17 protein-coding genes and 1 pseudogene are annotated in these 16,458 nt (G+C 43.3%); 12 read left to right on the top strand and 6 right to left on the bottom strand.

Features of this window, described 5'->3' with window-relative positions; genetic code table 11:
- The first annotated feature begins 9 nt into the window (after nt 1–9).
- The 3 genes from IGI69_RS15515 (at nt 10) to IGI69_RS15505 (ending at nt 2,196) form a co-directional block, all read left to right on the top strand.
- Complete coding sequence (locus IGI69_RS15515; protein WP_201690511.1) at nt 10–531, top strand: NADPH-dependent FMN reductase; 522 nt, start codon at nt 10–12, stop codon at nt 529–531.
- A gap of 222 nt (nt 532–753) precedes the next feature.
- Nucleotides 754–1,587: a glycosyltransferase family 8 protein gene (locus IGI69_RS15510; RefSeq protein WP_438741382.1), complete on the top strand. Its 834-nt coding sequence runs from the start codon at nt 754–756 to the stop codon at nt 1,585–1,587.
- Between the two features lie 141 nt (nt 1,588–1,728).
- On the top strand, nt 1,729–2,196 hold the full coding sequence (locus IGI69_RS15505) for a TspO/MBR family protein (RefSeq protein ID WP_438741380.1): 468 nt from the start codon (nt 1,729–1,731) through the stop codon (nt 2,194–2,196).
- 47 nt (nt 2,197–2,243) lie between these two features.
- Here the strand turns inward: IGI69_RS15505 and IGI69_RS15500 are convergent, their stop codons facing one another.
- Nucleotides 2,244–4,049, bottom strand: a complete 1,806-nt coding sequence (locus IGI69_RS15500; RefSeq protein WP_010748984.1) for a M3 family oligoendopeptidase — start codon at nt 4,047–4,049, stop codon at nt 2,244–2,246.
- A gap of 399 nt (nt 4,050–4,448) precedes the next feature.
- On the opposite strand from IGI69_RS15500, the gene arcA reads away from it, so the two are divergent.
- The 8 genes from arcA to IGI69_RS15460 all read left to right on the top strand — a co-directional run bounded on the left by arcA (nt 4,449) and on the right by IGI69_RS15460 (nt 11,983).
- Entirely contained in the window at nt 4,449–5,672 is a 1,224-nt protein-coding gene (arcA, locus tag IGI69_RS15495; RefSeq protein WP_087628097.1) for an arginine deiminase, read from the top strand.
- 19 nt (nt 5,673–5,691) lie between these two features.
- Nucleotides 5,692–6,711, top strand: coding sequence for an ornithine carbamoyltransferase (gene argF / locus IGI69_RS15490; protein WP_438741378.1), 1,020 nt, complete (start codon nt 5,692–5,694; stop codon nt 6,709–6,711).
- A gap of 17 nt (nt 6,712–6,728) precedes the next feature.
- Nucleotides 6,729–7,664, top strand: a complete 936-nt coding sequence (gene arcC, locus IGI69_RS15485; RefSeq protein ID WP_005230702.1) for a carbamate kinase — start codon at nt 6,729–6,731, stop codon at nt 7,662–7,664.
- Between the two features lie 41 nt (nt 7,665–7,705).
- Nucleotides 7,706–8,395 (top strand): Crp/Fnr family transcriptional regulator, encoded by a 690-nt coding sequence (locus IGI69_RS15480; protein WP_005230704.1) that lies wholly within the window; start codon nt 7,706–7,708, stop codon nt 8,393–8,395.
- Nucleotides 8,396–8,458: 63 nt separating this feature from the next.
- Nucleotides 8,459–9,910, top strand: coding sequence for a YfcC family protein (locus tag IGI69_RS15475; protein ID WP_438741375.1), 1,452 nt, complete (start codon nt 8,459–8,461; stop codon nt 9,908–9,910).
- A gap of 77 nt (nt 9,911–9,987) precedes the next feature.
- Nucleotides 9,988–10,494 carry an arginine repressor gene (locus tag IGI69_RS15470; protein ID WP_005230706.1) on the top strand — a complete coding sequence of 169 codons (507 nt, stop codon included), beginning with the start codon at nt 9,988–9,990 and terminating at the stop codon, nt 10,492–10,494.
- Between the two features lie 214 nt (nt 10,495–10,708).
- On the top strand, nt 10,709–11,224 hold the full coding sequence (locus IGI69_RS15465) for a VanZ family protein (RefSeq protein WP_413159778.1): 516 nt from the start codon (nt 10,709–10,711) through the stop codon (nt 11,222–11,224).
- Between the two features lie 63 nt (nt 11,225–11,287).
- Complete coding sequence (locus IGI69_RS15460) at nt 11,288–11,983, top strand: YoaK family protein (RefSeq protein ID WP_015510508.1); 696 nt, start codon at nt 11,288–11,290, stop codon at nt 11,981–11,983.
- A gap of 33 nt (nt 11,984–12,016) precedes the next feature.
- On the opposite strand, the gene IGI69_RS15455 is transcribed toward IGI69_RS15460, so the two are convergent.
- From IGI69_RS15455 to IGI69_RS15445, 3 genes are all read right to left on the bottom strand, one after another.
- Nucleotides 12,017–12,193: a hypothetical protein gene (locus IGI69_RS15455; protein ID WP_438741373.1), complete on the bottom strand. Its 177-nt coding sequence runs from the start codon at nt 12,191–12,193 to the stop codon at nt 12,017–12,019.
- A 247-nt stretch (nt 12,194–12,440) separates the two neighbouring features.
- Nucleotides 12,441–12,917 carry a VOC family protein gene (locus IGI69_RS15450; protein WP_275853779.1) on the bottom strand — a complete coding sequence of 159 codons (477 nt, stop codon included), beginning with the start codon at nt 12,915–12,917 and terminating at the stop codon, nt 12,441–12,443.
- A gap of 39 nt (nt 12,918–12,956) precedes the next feature.
- Nucleotides 12,957–13,835 (bottom strand): aldo/keto reductase, encoded by an 879-nt coding sequence (locus tag IGI69_RS15445; RefSeq protein WP_375837767.1) that lies wholly within the window; start codon nt 13,833–13,835, stop codon nt 12,957–12,959.
- Between the two features lie 97 nt (nt 13,836–13,932).
- On the opposite strand from IGI69_RS15445, the pseudogene IGI69_RS15440 reads away from it, so the two are divergent.
- Nucleotides 13,933–14,310, top strand: a pseudogene (locus IGI69_RS15440) (winged helix-turn-helix transcriptional regulator).
- Between the two features lie 53 nt (nt 14,311–14,363).
- Here the strand turns inward: IGI69_RS15440 and IGI69_RS15435 are convergent.
- Together IGI69_RS15435 and IGI69_RS15430 are read right to left on the bottom strand one after the other, a co-directional pair.
- The gene (locus IGI69_RS15435; protein ID WP_275853782.1) at nt 14,364–14,663 is read right to left on the bottom strand and encodes a hypothetical protein; all 300 of its coding nucleotides are present in this window, start codon (nt 14,661–14,663) and stop codon (nt 14,364–14,366) included.
- A gap of 154 nt (nt 14,664–14,817) precedes the next feature.
- A complete protein-coding gene (locus IGI69_RS15430; RefSeq protein ID WP_438741370.1) occupies nt 14,818–16,215 on the bottom strand; it encodes a L,D-transpeptidase family protein in 1,398 nt (465 codons plus the stop codon).
- Between the last annotated feature and the right edge of the window lie 243 nt (nt 16,216–16,458).

Below are 16,458 nucleotides of genomic sequence, written 5' to 3'. Positions count from 1 at the left end.
GAACCTATCATGAAATTTGGTATTATTTTAGGCAGTACAAGAGAAGGACGCGTAAGTCCGCAAGTCGGAGCATATATTCAAGAAATTGCTAATCAACGGTCAGAGCATCAGTTTGAGATCGTTGATGTAAAGGCATTTGATCTACCGTTTATGGGAACAGCTGAGCCAAACCTGGCATGGAACAAAAAAATTTCTGAATTAGATGGCTATATCTTCATCGTGCAAGAATACAACCACGGTTTTGCAGCTTCCTTGAAAAATGCCGTAGATTCTGCTCGGGAAGAATGGTTTGATAAAGCTGCTGGGATCGTCAGCTACGGTTCTGGCGGTGGGATTCGGGCCGCTGAACAATTGCGCAACGTATTAGCTGAACAAAAAGTTGCCACCGTGCGGACTAACCCAGCCTTCAATCTCTTCACAGATTTTGAAAATTTCAGTACCTTCAAACCCGGTGCGCACATGGCTGCAGGTGTCAATGACATGCTGGATGAATTGTTGTTGTGGTCAAAAGCTTTTGCCACGATTCGCTGATCTGTTTTAGGAGGTCACCATTTATCATCGATCATTTGCTGTTTCATTCATTGAATGGAGCAGCATTTTTTTGCGTTTCCAAGGAATGGTTTTCACTGGAAAGGCTATTTCACTGAAAGAATGACTAAAAATCGGGTATACTAGAAGAACAGAAGATGCGGGCAACTGCGTTCGATTTTTTGCCCAACGAGTGCATCCAGCAACAGAGGAGTGAACAAGAGCATGAATCTACTTTTTGCGATTGATGATCGATTCAGTGAACAATTAAAAACAACGTTATATTCAATCAAACGTCATACGACAGCAGCATCTTTCGATGTCTATGTCTTACAAGAAAAAGAATTGAAACAAGGTGCAGAGCTCAAGGCCTTTTGTCAAAAATTGGCGATGACCTATCATCCCGTCATCATCGGTTCTGGCTCGATTTTTAAAACCGCGCCTGTCAGTGATCGCTACCCTGAGTCGATCTACTATCGATTATTGGCACAAAATTACTTGCCGCAGCAGGTGGAAAAAATCTTGTATCTGGATGCGGATATTTTGTGCATCAATGATTTGCGCCCCTTGTATGAGCTGACGTTAGGGAATTTTCTGTATGCCGCCGCCAGCCATTCTAAGCTGACAGAAGTGACGACGGTCATCAATAAAGTCCGGTTGCGCAATTATGAGTCGGAAGGCTACTATAATTCAGGCGTTTTGCTGATGAACGTGCACCAGCTACGGCAAGAGGTCAAAGAAACAGAGATCGCTGCGTTCATTGAGAAAAATCATTTGAACCTCTTTTTGCCAGATCAAGACATTTTGAATGGGTTGTACGGCGATCGGGTGCTGGCGATCCCTGATCAGCTCTATAACTATGATGTACGGAAAAACCGTACGTATGAGACGATTAGCCTAGGGGAATGGAGTTTGGATTGGGTCATCGAGCATACCGTTTTGTTACATTTTTGCGGCAAAGAGAAGCCATGGAAAAAAGGCTACCGCAGCCGCTACGGGGCGCTATACAAGTATGTAGAAAATGAACGACGGAAGTTTGAAGAGGAACAATCAAAGTAGCTGTCATTGAATATAATCAAAATTACCTTGAAAGAAACGTCCACACGGCCGTTTCTTTTTTTAAGCGTTCTATTCTGCTTTTTTTCGATTCGATGGTACGATGAAATGAGAGAGTCATGAAAAAAAGAAGGAGTGGAGAACATGAAATTTTTGATTTGGCTGGTCTGTGTGATCGGCATCGAAGCAACAGGAATCATCTCGAGTTTGTTTGCAGGAGACATCGCTGAAACGTATGCGCAAATGGAAAAACCCTTTTTAGCCCCTCCTGGTGGGATCATTGGGATCGTTTGGACGATTTTGTATGCCTTTATGGGAACAGCATTGTATCTGTTGATCGTAGCCAAAGTCAATCCAGCGCTTAAAAAGAATGCCTATATCTTCTTTGCGATCCAGCAAGTACTAAACTTCTTGTGGAGTATCGTTTTCTTTGGCTGGAATGCTTACTGGGCAGGAACGGTCATTATTGTCTTGTTAGTCCTATCAGTGATTATTTGTATGATCCTCTTTGCTCGCATCGACAAAAAAGCAATGTACTTGTTTATTCCTTATTTGATTTGGTGTCTGTACGCAGGCTACTTAACGATTGGCTTAACTTTATTGAATGCCTGATAGAAAAACCCTCTTCCAAGCGTCGTGTTGGAAGAGGGTTTTTTCTTTTAGATATAGTCTTCAGTCAATTCCATAAAGCTGGCAACATCTTTTAGGACCATATCGATCCCTGCTTGCCAGAAGTCTGGTTTTGTTAAATCAACACCAAGGTGTTTTTGCGCCAGTTCTTCCGTCGTCATTGAAGCAGTATCTTGCAATAAAGCAATGTATTCTTCTTCAAAGCTAGACCCTTTTTCATTGGCATACGCATAGATCCCCATGCTAAAGAGGTAACCAAAGGTGTAAGGGAAGTTGTAAAACGGCACATCATCAATAAAGAAGTGCAATTTGGCTGCCCAGAAATGTGGATGATAAGTCGCTAACCCATCTGCATAGCTTTCTTTTTGCGCCGCTGTCATCATTTCCGTGATTTGCTCCGCTGAAACTAAGCCGTTTTGACGGGCTTGGTAGAAGCTGTTTTCAAAAATAAAGCGTGCGTGGATGTTCATGAACATCGCGATCGCATTTTGCATTTTGGCATCCAATAGATTGATTTTTTCTTCCTTCGTTGTCGCTTCTTTGAGGGTTGCATCAGCAACGATCAATTCAGCAAAGGTACTTGCTGTTTCGGCGACGTTCATGGCATAGTTGCGGTTTAATTCTGGTAGCTCCCAAAGAACGCTGCTGTGAAACGCGTGACCTAACTCATGGGCAAGCGTCGCTACTTCGTTGACTGAATTGCTGTAGGTCATGAATATACGTGACTCTTTGGTTTCTGGCAAGCTGGTGCAATAGCCGCCAGGACGTTTGCCAGGACGATCTTCTGCTTCGATCCAGCTTTTTTCAAAAGCAACTTGGGCAAAGTCAGCCATTTTCGGACTGAACTTACGGAAGTTTGTCAAAATAAAGTCAGCTGCTTCATCAAAGGTGTAGGTTCTTTCTTCCATGTCCCCAAGGATGATCGGCGCATCTTGATCTTGCCATTCCATTTTTTCTTTGCCGAAAAGCTGGGCTTTGCGGGTCAAGAAATCAACGATCGGCTGTTTGTTCTTTTGGATCGTGCCCCACATAGCATCCAATGTCGCTTTTTGCAGACGATTGTATTCTAATGGTTCTTTCAAGTAATCAGTGACCCCGTGAAGCTTGAAGGTAGAAAGGCGGAAGCCGTCTAAATGGTTCAAGGTATCTGCAAAGAGGTCTTCTTTTTCTGCCCAAGTCTTTTCCCAAGTGTCAAATAAACGTGCACGAACTTCTGGATCTGGATCACCCATCATTTTATTGAAGGCTTGACCAGCGGACAAGTTGATCGTCGTGCCGTCTTCTTGAAGGAAAGGAATTTCGATCGAGGCAACGATCGTATCGTAATGTTGGCTCCAAGCATTTAAGCCATCTAAATTTAACGTGTTGATGATGGTTTCTTCTGCTTCAGATAACAATTCTTTGCCGTCGCGACGAATCTCGCTTAGACGAAAAGCGATTGGTGCTAAGTTTTCCGCTGTAAGTAACGCAGTCCAATCATCCTCAGAAATTTCTGTCAATTTTTTCGAGAAAACGGTTTGTGCTGCTTGCAATGCTGGCAGTTTTGCGTAGAGGTCGCCTGTCAGGATTTTGGCTTTGCTGTCGTTGACATTCGCTGAAAGCAAGGCATTGATAAAGCTGCCACATTGTGAAAATCCCTGATTGATTGTGCCAGAAAGTTCGATTAATTCCTCTAATTTTGTCGCATTGTCTGTAGCGTTTGGTGCCCAAGCGTCAACTTTTTCACGGTAAGTTTTGATTTCTTCTTCCAGCTGGCTCATGCGTTCTTTTAATTGAACAGAATCACTGCCTCCTGGAAAAATTGTTTCTAGATCCCAATTGATTGAATAGGTCATTCCTATCAAACCCCTTTCTTTTCCTACGATCTTATTAAGTATAGCATAGCCACATTTAGTCGCAACCATCGGATTTTTTTAATCAAAAAGGAAAGCTGTTGGTTGAAAAAGTTCTTTTCTTTCGTAAACTTTGCCTGCATTGGTCGGGGACGTCAAAATTAAAGAAAAGAACAAAATCGATCATTTTTTCATTCTCATCAAATTCTTATTTAAAAATTGCTGAATAAATATTACATAAAAAAAAATAACAACGAGTTAAAAAACGCTCGCAAGAAGATATTCACTCTTTATTGCATAATGACAAATGCTTTGCATAATGAAGGCGAAATACGTCGCTTGGTAAGCGCATACATTCTTGTACTATGTAGGCGTAATCAAAACAAAGGAGGATGTAAAGAAATGTCAAATGCTATTCATGTTTTTTCAGAAATCGGCCGCTTGAAGCAAGTCATGCTCCATCGCCCTGGTCGAGAATTAGAAAACCTCGTGCCCGATCATTTAAATCGCTTGTTATTTGATGATATTCCCTTTTTGGAACAAGCAAGGGCTGAACATGATCAATTTGCCGATGTATTGCGTAATAATAATGTGGAGGTGTTGTATTTAGAAGATTTAGCAGCAGAAGCGTTAACTAGTCAAGAAATCAAAGAGCAGTTTATCAAGGAATATTTAGAAGAAACAACGTTACAAAGTCCAGAAATCATTGCTGAAATTACCGATTATTTCTTATCTTTTGAAGATAACCGTCAATTCATCGATAAAACGATGGCAGGTCTAGCGAAAAATGAACTGAAATTGCCCCATAGTCAAAGCTTAGCTGGTGCTGTGGATGACCAGTATCCGTTTTTGATCGATCCAATGCCGAATTTGTATTTCACTCGTGATCCGTTTGCGACGATCGGTAACGGGGTTTCCTTGAATCGCATGTATTCAGAAACAAGACGTCGTGAAACATTGTATGGCAAATACATTTTTGCTCATCATCCAATGTTCCAACAACAGCCACCGCACTTGCTTTATGACCGTGATCAGCCAACACGAATTGAAGGTGGCGATGAATTGGTTCTGTCAAAACGAGTGTTAGCGATCGGGATCTCCCAACGAACAGATGCCACTTCCATTGAACAGTTGGCTCGTAATGTGTTCCACCATGAACCAAGTTTTGAGTACGTCTTAGCTTTTGATATTGGTCAAGAACGCAAATTCATGCATTTAGATACGGTATTTACAATGGTTGATTATGACAAATTTACGATCCATCCAGAAATTGAAGGCGAACTGACCGTTTATTCAATCTCACGTGACGGGGATGGCGTAACCATCAAAGAAGAAAAAGATACGTTAGAAAACATTTTGTGCCGCTACTTAGAATTAGATGCAGTGGAATTGATTCGCTGTGGGGGTAACGATTTGGTCGCTGCAGCTCGGGAACAATGGAATGACGGTTCCAATACCTTGACGATCGCACCTGGTGAAGTCGTGGTCTATGACCGTAACACGATCACCAATCAAAAGTTAACTGAAGCCGGCATCAAATTGCATAAAATCTCCGGCAGTGAATTGGTTCGCGGCCGTGGCGGCCCTCGCTGCATGAGCATGCCATTTATCAGAGAAGATATTTAATCTAGAGGAGGAATTACTAATGAAACAAGTATTTAAAGGAAGAAGCTTCTTAGCAGAAAAAGATTTTACGAAAGCCGAGTTAGAATACCTTATTGATTTTTCCATCTATTTGAAACAGTTGAAAAAGCAAAATATTTCTCATCGCTATTTGGAAGGCAAGAACATCGCCCTCTTATTTGAAAGAACGTCGACTCGGACACGGGCGGCATTTACGACGGCTGCCATCGATCTTGGTGCCCATCCAGAATTTTTAGGTGCGAATGATATCCAGCTAGGCAAAAAAGAATCCGTTGAAGATACCGCCAGAGTTTTAGGCAGTATGTTTGATGGCATTGAGTTCCGCGGGTTCAGCCAACAAGTCGTTGAAGATTTAGCCAAATTCTCTGGCGTTCCTGTTTGGAATGGCTTGACCGATGAATGGCATCCAACCCAAATGATCGCTGACTTCATGACGATCAAAGAAAACTTCGGTACATTAGAAAACATTACGTTAGTCTATGTGGGCGATGGCCGAAACAATATGGCGAATAGTTTGTTAGTGACGGGGGCGATTTTAGGTGTCAATGTTCGCATCTGTGCACCAAAAGAACTTTTCCCAGCTGAAGAAGTGACAGACTATGCCAACAAATTTGCCAAAGAATCTGGCAGTCAGCTGATGGTAACAGACGATATTCAAAAAGGCGTCAAAGATGCCGATGTTCTGTATACCGATGTTTGGGTTTCAATGGGGGAAGAAGACCAGTTTGAAGAACGGGTGAAGCTGTTGAAAGATTACCAAATCAACCGCGAAATGGTAATGGCGACTGGAAAACAAGACGATGGCTTGATCGTGCTTCACTGCTTGCCAGCGTTCCATGATACGAATACGACGTATGGAAAAATGATCGAAGAAAAATTCGGCATTTCTGAAATGGAGATCACAGACGACATTTTCCGCAGTCAATGGGGCCGTCAATTTGAAGAGGCTGAAAACCGAATGCACTCGATCAAAGCAATCATGGCAGTAACCTTAGGCGATCTCTTTATTCCTAGAGTGTAAGAAGGAGCAGTGAGCAGATGAGTGAAAAGAAACCAACGATCGTTGTCGCCCTTGGCGGCAACGCTATCCTAGCAGATGATGCCAGTGCCAAAGGGCAAAAAGAACGGCTTAAACAGACCGTCGAGTATTTAATTCCCCTGATCCAAAAAGACGTTCATTTGATCATTACCCATGGGAATGGGCCTCAAGTGGGAAATTTGGTTTTGCAGCAACAAGCCAGTGATTCTAGCAAAAACCCAGCGATGCCTTTAGATACCTGTGTGGCAATGACGCAAGGCAGTATTGGCTATTGGTTACAAAATGAGCTGAGAATCCAGTTGAAAGAAGCCCAAATGGCTAAGCCGGTAGTGACAGTGGTGACGGAAATTACAGTCGATGCCCAAGATCCAGCATTTGCCCATCCGACCAAACCGATCGGTCCTTTCTTAACGGAAACAGCTGCCAAAGAAGCCATGGCGGCAACAGATGCCATCTATCGTGAAGATGCTGGTCGTGGTTGGCGGAAAGTCGTTGCCAGTCCAGCGCCACAAGCGATTCAAGAAGTTGCCAGCATCAAGGCGCTGATTGAACAAAACACGATCGTTATTTGCGCAGGCGGCGGGGGCATTCCCGTGTTAGATAATGGGCTGGGGGTTGAAGCCGTGATCGATAAAGATTTTGCTTCTGAAAAATTGGCTCGTTTAGTCGATGCGGATCAGCTGATCATTTTGACGGGCGTGGAAAAAATCGCTTTGAACTTTGGCAAGGAAAATGAGCAGTGGTTGGATCATGTGACCGCCGCTGAATTGGAAACCTATGTCGATGAAGGACATTTTTCACCGGGAAGCATGTTACCGAAAGTACAAGCAGCTTTGAATTTTGTCAAAATGGGCACAGAGAAACGGGCAGTGATTACTTCCTTAGATAAGCTGGCAGAAATTGAAGACGCTGGTACACAGATCACCTGGAAATAAGCGAAGTAGCAAAGCAAGTCCAAAACATTGGAGTGAGAGAAATGATCGACTACCAAATAAAAGATCCATCAACAAGAGCGAATAGCTTTCAATGGCTGGAAGAAGAAAATCAACAGCGATTGAAGGAGCATATTTACTGCCGTACGTACAAAAAAGGCCAAGTGCTTTTTTATGAAGGCGACGTAAGAGATCGGATATTCCATGTGATCGAAGGTCTCGTACGGATCGAAAAAACCGACGGAACTGATTCCTATTGTTATGTAGATTTTGTTGGGCCTGATCAGTTATTTCCTTTGATTGGCTTGTTTGAAAGAGACAACTATGATGTATCGGCATTCGCTGCAACAGACATTGTCGTGCAGTTTGCAGCGATGTCGCTGTTTGAACCGCTGGTTGTTTCATCTACAAGTCAGTTGCTGTGGCTGAATCAGCAAATGAGCCAGCAGTTGGAGAAGCAAAGACGCCGAGTGGAGTACTGTGTCACCTCTAGCGCGCAGACAAGAGTCGTCAATACGATTGGTCTCTTGATGATTGAGCACGGACAGTCACAAGGAGAGCAGATTCGCATTCCTTTTCCAGTTTTTATCAATGATATTGCTAAATACAGTGGAACGACGCGAGAGACGGTCAGTCAAACCATCAAGGCGCTCGTGCATAAAAGAAAGATTTATTATCGTTACAAAGAACTCATTATTTATGACAAAGATTATTTTTCCCATGTTGCGAATTGACCACAGACAGACTAGCTGTTGGCAATTTGCACCTAAGACTGATTCAATAGAGGAGGAACGAAGATGAAAAAAAAGCAAAAAGAAAAAAAGTCGCTGACATCGTTCAGTATCTTATTTCTGATCATTATTGCGTTGACGGTCGCTTCTTGGCTACTAGCTGGTCAGCCCTTTGCACCTTCATTACCAGCAGGCCAAGAAGAGATGGTCAGCCAAGTCGTCGGTGCCAAGTTTTCTGATTTCTTTATGGCGCCTTTTAACGGATTTCGTGATGCGATCGAGATCTGTGTGTTTATTCTTTGTTTGGGTGGCTTTTTGAATATTGTCACACGAACAGGCGCTTTAGAAGCTGGTATTCAGCATTTAGTCAAAAAACTCAAAGGCAACGAGTTGATATTGATCCCGATTTTGATGGTGTTGTTTTCAATTGGTGGCTCAACTTATGGAATGGCGGAAGAAACGATTCCGTTCTATTCCTTATTAGCAATCACAATGGTGGCATCGGGCTTTGATACGATCGTCGCAGCAGGAACCGTCATGCTGGGGGCGGGTGCCGGTGTGATCGGCTCCACCGTTAACCCTTTCGCTACTGGGGTGGCAATGGATGCCTTACGAAGCATCGATATTGCTCCGAATAATGGCACGATCCTAGTAGTTGGCGCATTGCTTTGGCTAGTCACGACCGGGTATTGTATCTTTGTGGTGATGTCTTATGCCAAAAAAGTTAAAGCCGACAAAGGCTCCACGATCTTATCGCTGCAAGAGCAAAAAGAAATGGAAGAGCATTTTGTCAAAGACACGAACGAAGCCTTGGCGTTTACGCAAAAGCATCGCCTGATTTTGACGATTTTTGGCTTATCCTTTGTGATCATGGTGGTTTCCTTGATTCCTTGGGGCGACTTTGATATCCATGTGTTTGACGGTTGGACCGCCTTTTTGACCGGGAATAGCTTCGGTGAATGGTATTTTGGTGATTTGGCTATGTGGTTCTTCTACGTCAGTATCATCATTGCATTGATTCAAGGATTCTCAGAAAAAGAAATCGTGACCAACTTTATCGATGGGGTCAAAGACATTTTATCCGTTGTCTTGATCATCGTTGTGGCACGGGGGGCTTCCTACATTATGCAAACGACGTACTTGGATCTGTTTATTTTGGATCGGGCTTCCCATCTTTTAGAAGGGTTATCACCTGTCCTGTTCGTAATTGGCGCCTATATTTTGTATCTGCTCTTATCGTTCTTGATTCCATCGACTTCAGGACTGGCATATGTATCGATCCCTATCATGGGTGCCTTGGCGCAAAGCATCGGACTCAATCCGAACGTCATGGTCATGATCTTTACTGCTGGTTGCGGATTAGTGAATTTGATCACACCAACTTCTGGCGTCGTGATGGGCGGATTGGAGCTTGCGCGGGTCAACTATTCTACTTGGACTCGCTTTATGCGCAAACCGTTACTGGTTATCGGAATTTCCAATCTTGCCATTTTAATCTTCTCGATGTTGTTCTTGTAAGCTGCGTTTCAAGAAGTGAACGAGACGGATCAACTATTTCAGTAAGCGAGGCGACTTGAGAGGAGCGGATCAAGTAAATGAAAAAAAAAGAGCGACAAGCAATTATCAAAAAACTTTTTGTCCTACATCGGATTGAGTCTCAAGAAGAATTGATGAATTTATTAAAAAAAGAAAATGTTTCAGCTACCCAAGCCACGATTTCTAGAGACATGCGGGAAATGAACATCGCTAAAACGTATGCCAAAAATGGGCGACCGTATTATTCAATTTTTGAATCCAAAGAGCAGGATCTAGAAGACAGAATTGCGTTTTCGATGTATGAGTATCTAAAAAAGATTACGCAGATTGACTTTTTAGTTGTCGTTCATACGGCTGAAAATGGCGCCGATGTGATCGCCAATTATCTTGATGAAATGGAGCTGCCAGAAATTGTCGGCACGATTGCAGGGTTTGATATTTTATTGATCATCACGCCGTCACAAGAAGCGGCAGCAGAGGTCGTCGAGCGGTTGAATCATTATGTAGAAGGCTACGAGATGGGTTCGTCATTATTTACTGGAGAAAAAAACGCAAAACAGCCCTGAGAATCGTTGAGGAAGCTGAACGTCACAAGCCCAAAGATCTCACAACCAAACGGGTGACGGCTTTTCATACCGATGGCTATTTTTAAAAAGAAAGAGTGCTTCTAATCTTGACGGAAGCACTCTTTTTTTGTGTGCAATGTCTCCATGGTTTGCTGGAAAAACAGTTGCATCACCAAATGAAAATGGTAAGATAGGAAAATGAGGAGTGAAAACTATGAAAAAATTACTGAAAGAACCGAATTTTTACTTTTGTATCGCAGTTGCGGTAATGGTCATCCTCTTTATCAGTTCTTCACAAACCTATGAGCAGCAATCGCAAATTGGGTTGCTTTCACGAATCTTAAAAAACGAACCATTGAAAGAGTGGCTAGAGAAGATTTCTTTTTCCTATGCTGGTTCGGAGATCAGCATTGCGGAAAAAGGCTATTTCTCATTTGTGGAATTTTTCATTCGTAAAGGCGCGCATTTCTTTACCTATTTTGTCCTAGGTGGCAGTTTGTTCTTAACGCTTGTTTTTCGAAAACAGCCGTATTGGCTAGCCGCTTTTTTTGCTTGGTTAGCAGCTACCGGCTACGCTGGGATCGATGAATACCATCAAATGCTGACGGGAGGACGGACGCCGCTTTTTCAAGATGTCATGCTGGATTCAGCTGGAGCACTGACCGCCGTTCTTTTGGGGTGGTTGATTTGTCAGCTATCGAAAAAGTCACCTAAACGCCGCAAAACATAACGAGTTGTCGGCGTTTTTAAGCAGTAAGCTGGCAGAAAGTATAAAAAACAAGAGGCGAAACCAATGGAAAAAAGTTTGAGCAGTGTCAAAAGCAAATCGGAGTTTGTCGTGCATGAAAGTTTACCAGTGGGGATTCTTCTTGCTATGGCGGGCGGTTTTTTAGATGCGTATACCTACTTGTTTCACGGGGAAGTGTTTGCAAGTATGCAGTCGGGGAATGTCATTTTGTTAGGGATCAATCTTTCAACGGGGCAGTTTGAACAAGCCTTTCGATATCTGCCACCAATCTTCATGTTTTTAGTGGGGATCGTAGTGACGAATTATCTGCAGCATCATTTTCCGACAGGGGGCTGGATCGTTTGGCAAAATGCCGCATTGATCTTTGAAGCAATCGGTATTTTGGTTCTGGGCTTTTTTGCTCGATCATTACCCAATGTCATGATCGATTCGGGGTTATCTTTTTTTGCAGCGATTCAATATGCCGCCTATCGTCGATTGGCAGGGATGCCCTATGCCACCACGATGACCACCGGCAACTTACGTTCACTGGCTGATTATTTGTACATGCGCTGGTTTAAGAAGGACCGATCAGTGACACCCAAGATCATTTCTATTTCCTTGATCATCGGCGGCTTCTTTTTTGGTGCAGTCTTAAGCAGCTTGCTAGGGATTTTCTTATTCCACCGCACCATCTGGGTGGTTTCAGGGATTTTAGCCTTGGTGTTGGGGATCACGATCCATCATCAAAATAAACAATAGAAAAAAGACATTCGCTGGAATGTCTTTTTTGTCTTACTTTTTGGTGCTTGTGCGTGAATCTTTGAGATACAGTGCCGTTTCTACGAGTAGCGCTGCTAGAAGATAGCTGCCAAAAACGGCTACTTGGTAAAAAGCCTCTGCGATCAGCTCGTTGCGCTGCAATAAAACGACCCCGCCTAGAAAGAGCATCGCTAACAAGGAGAACCACATTGGGTTCTTCTCGGTAAAAGCACCAGAAGACGATGAAAAAAATACCCGTAAAAATCAACAACAAAAGTCCAATATCGATCGAGATCACTACCTTTCACGTGCGATTTGTTGGATAAGTAAGTGAAGCCGCTAAAGATGAGTACATACTTATTGTATCCGCTATGAACGCTTCTATGAAGGGGAACAATCGAAAAATACGTGCTTCTAGCAAAAAAATGGATGGCGATTTGCAGCGCCATCCATTTTTTTATCCCCGTTGAAAAGGGCCTTTTGGTGCAATCAATTCAAGATTGGTGCCGTCTGGATCTGTAAAGTAGGCGACGCCTGTCCCAAAGCCGCTTTTCAAACCGTCTTGTGCTTCAAAAACGATGGGGGTGCCGTCAGGCTCAACGCCAATGGCTTTTAGACGAGCAACGGCTTCATCGATCGCTTCTACTTCAAAACAAAGATGCATCGCGCTGATTTGCTCATTGGAATAGCTAGCTTTGTTGGATCTTGGTTCGACGTATTCTAAAAGATCGATGTTGAGATTGTCTAAATGAAGATTGGCATATTTGATCAGTGTATCTGCTAATCCTTGCGTTTGCGCCATGCGTTTGCCGCCGATCGTATCTTGATTGGCGATTTTCTTTCCAGTTAATGCTTCATAAAATTGGATGGAACGTTCGAGATTGCTGACGGTGATTCCAACGTGATTGACCATTGAAAAGCCTGTGTTTGTCATTATACTTCCTCCTAAGGTTTTGTTTAGTATATCGTTTGGTTAATGAAAATCGAATGTGTCTGGATCTGGACCCACTCGTAAGTCTTCATTTAATGCGTTCAAGCGGGCTATGTCAGCTTCTGATAAATGGAAATCAAAAATCGCTGCATTGGCGATCATTCGCTCAGGGTGTGTCGATTTGACATTGACTAAGATCCCTTGTTGAATAGCCCAGCGTAAAAGCACTTGTGCCGCTGATTTTTGCTGTGCATCGGCGATCGCCAAGACGGTGTCATCTTTCAGCAGTTTGCCTTGCATCAATGGCGACCAAGCTTGGATCGCAATTGCTTTTTCGCCACAAAAAGCCCGCAGGTCTTGTTGCGTCAGTTTGGGGTGCAGCTCGATCTGATTGATAACAGGAACGACCTTAGCAATGGCCAATAATTGCTCCAGATGATGGATCTGGAAGTTGCTGACCCCGATCGCTTTGATTTTTCCTGCCGCATAGAGATCTTCCAAGGCACGCCAGGACTCTTGAAATGCTTGATTTCCTGGCCAATGGATCAAGTACAAGTCGAGATACTCGAGGTTTAAGCGGGCCAGACTTTCATTGAAGGCGTGGATCGTTTCATCATAAGTTAAATGATCGTTCCAAAGTTTGGAAGTGACAAAGAGTTCTTCACGAGCCAACCCCGTTTCTTGTAAGCCTTGTTTGATTCCTGCCCCTGTTCCTGTTTCATTGCCGTAAATCGCTGCTGTATCAATCAGGCGATAGCCATTGATAATCGCTTGCTTCACGACCTCTGCTGTGTCAGCTTCAGGGATTTGAAAGACACCTAACCCCAACCCGGGGATTTCACTGCCGTTGTTCAGGGTGACGGTATCTGATAATTTTTCGATCATAAAAACATCTCCTTTATTTTTTTCTGGTATCATCATATAATGAGGTGGTAATACTGTATAGTACGTACTTTTTTGTTTGATACCCACCTTTTGGTAACCTTTGTGTGATATCAAGCGTAATGAGGTGAAAAAAATGGCAGAAAAAATTTATAATATCGGTGTTGAAGCAACCATGGATGTCATCGGCGGGAAGTGGAAACCAATCATTCTTTGTAATTTACGCCATGGGGCATTACGTCCCAGTGATTTACGGCGGAAGATCCCTGGCATCAGTCAAAAAATGTTGACCCAGCAATTGCGGGAATTAGAAGAGTCTGACATCGTTACTCGCAAGTCCTATAATCAAGTACCACCTAAAGTTGAGTATTCCTTGAGTGAATAAGGAGAAACCTTAGGCGGCTTATTGGATACTCTTTGCCAGTGGGGCACGATGCACGTTGCTGCACTGCAAGACAAAGGGGAACCCGTTGTTTTGCTGGAACAAGAAGAGACACTTGTCTCGCAGAGCTGAGTTTGAGTGAGAAAAAGCATGCAGAAACGCTTGGTTTCTGCACGCTTTTTTTGTTATGCTTGTTGGATCAATTCTAGAATGGCTTCAGTATTCATCCCGCTGTAATGATTGACGGGAAACGAAAGGCGCTTGATGCGTGGTGGGATGGCCTGCTTGATCATCGGATCTGTTAAAGAAATCAAGGGATCGACCAAAACGAGTTTTTCTTGCGCAAAACGATAATTCGCCAGACGTTCTGGTGTCACAACAGTTACACTGATTTGATCCTCGGACAGCAGCTGGATGTTGCGGGCGAAAATTTTGATCAAACTTCCAGCCAAAGTAGAACGATCAATAAAAACGACTTTTTCCAAAATGATTCTCCTTATTAATTAAAGTGGTTAATTAAGTATATTAATTAAAGAGATCTTTGTAAATAGGAACATTTGGGAGACAACAAAAAAGCCGCAAAAGATCTTTCTTTTGCAGCTTTTGGTTCGTCTATAAAAAGGTTTGATTCTTTTTCGATTAAATCACGATCACGGGTGTCCCGACTTCGGCTTTGCTGTACAATTCTTTCATCACGCCTGGCGGAGTATTGATACAGCCGTGAGAACCACGGGTTTTCCAAAGATCGCCACCGTATTCCGTTTGCCAATCAGAATCATGGATACCGACACCAGTCCAATCGATGGGCATCCAGTAATCAACAGGGGACGCATAATCTTCACCAGTCAAGGTTGCATCTTCTTCTTTGTTCCAGACATAGAAGACGCCAGTTGGCGTTGGTGTGGCTGGTTTCCCAGAGATAATTTTCGTATCCAACACTAACTCGCCATCTTTGTAATACCACATGTGTTGGTTTTTTAGATCAACTTCGATATAGGTGTTGCCAAACAGCGGGCTGCCTGCATCGGTGCTTCCTTGAGCGATCGGTGTGCGGGTGAAGTCTTCGCCTGCTTTTAACGCCTCGATCAATGCTTCTGTTTCCGCATCGGTTTGGATCGTCCAGCTAAGAGTACCAGCTGGGACTGTCACTTCGCCTTGCTTGGTACTTTGGAAGGTCGAAGAATTGGTGCTAGTATTGTATTGTTCGCCGATCGATGTGACATAGTTTCGTACTTTGTCTTCGTCGATCGTTGTGTTGCCGTCTTTATAAGAGAGCCAATCCATGATCGTTTCTCTTGGGATTTGAAACGTATTTCCGTTGATCGTATAATTGCCGGTTACTTTGGCGATTTTATTCAACGAATCCATTTCTTTCGTTAAGTCTGGATCATCGGCGGTCACACTTGGTTTTGTGACGTAATCAACGAGATTCAGTTCCTGTTCGCCGCTGACAATGGCTTCTTGCAAGTCTGCCACTGCTTTGTCAACATCGATGGCATCGCCGTCAACTTCTGGTTTGATAGAAAAGCCGTCTTCGCCTTTTTCCAACGTGGCATCAGCCGATTTGGTACGATCTTCATTTAAGGTTTCGAGTTCTTTTTGGATCGTGTTGGTCTCGCTAGTCAAGGTGTCTTGGTCTACTGAGAGATTGTCTAGCTTCTTTTCTTCGGCAGCCGAAACATAAGCCATTCCCCAGCTCCACTGGTTTTGTTCATCTTTTAACGATTGCAGCTCATCGGTGAAATCCGTCTGCAAACCAAATTGAGCAAGGTTGACTGTTTTCCATTCGCTATCACCATCTTTGATGGTAAAGTCTTCTTGGGAATAGCGATCATGCAGCAGGGCGTTGGCCTCGGCAACGGTTTTGTTGCTGATGTCGATCCCATCGATTTCAGTCTTTGGTAGAAAACGGTTTGCATAATATGTACTTCGGTAGGTATAGCCGCCAGCGATCACGACGAGTAAAGCAGCCACAACGATCAGAACAATTTTCTTCGTATTATTCTTGGCGTCAGTATGTTTGTTTGAACGAGTCATTCAACTACTCCTTTTTTCTAATGGCATAATAGATAATAACGCTTAAATCATACCATATTCCCACGGGAAAGCGAATATGGCAAATGAAACTTCCATGAAAAATAGAAAATTCTTAAACTATCTTTAGGCAAGCTGTAGAAACGCATTTCTTACGATAAAAAAACTGAACGAATCGGCAGCAAGCCATCTTGATCAAAGGATTCTGAAAAAGAGTGAGCTGGAGGATTCGTTCAGTCGCATAAT

Source organism: Enterococcus sp. DIV1083b (assembly GCF_051713705.1).
Taxonomy (GTDB): Bacteria; Bacillota; Bacilli; order Lactobacillales; family Enterococcaceae; genus Enterococcus_D; species Enterococcus_D casseliflavus.
Note: the sequence above shows the minus strand (reverse complement) of the source record. Positions and strands in the feature narration are given on the sequence as shown.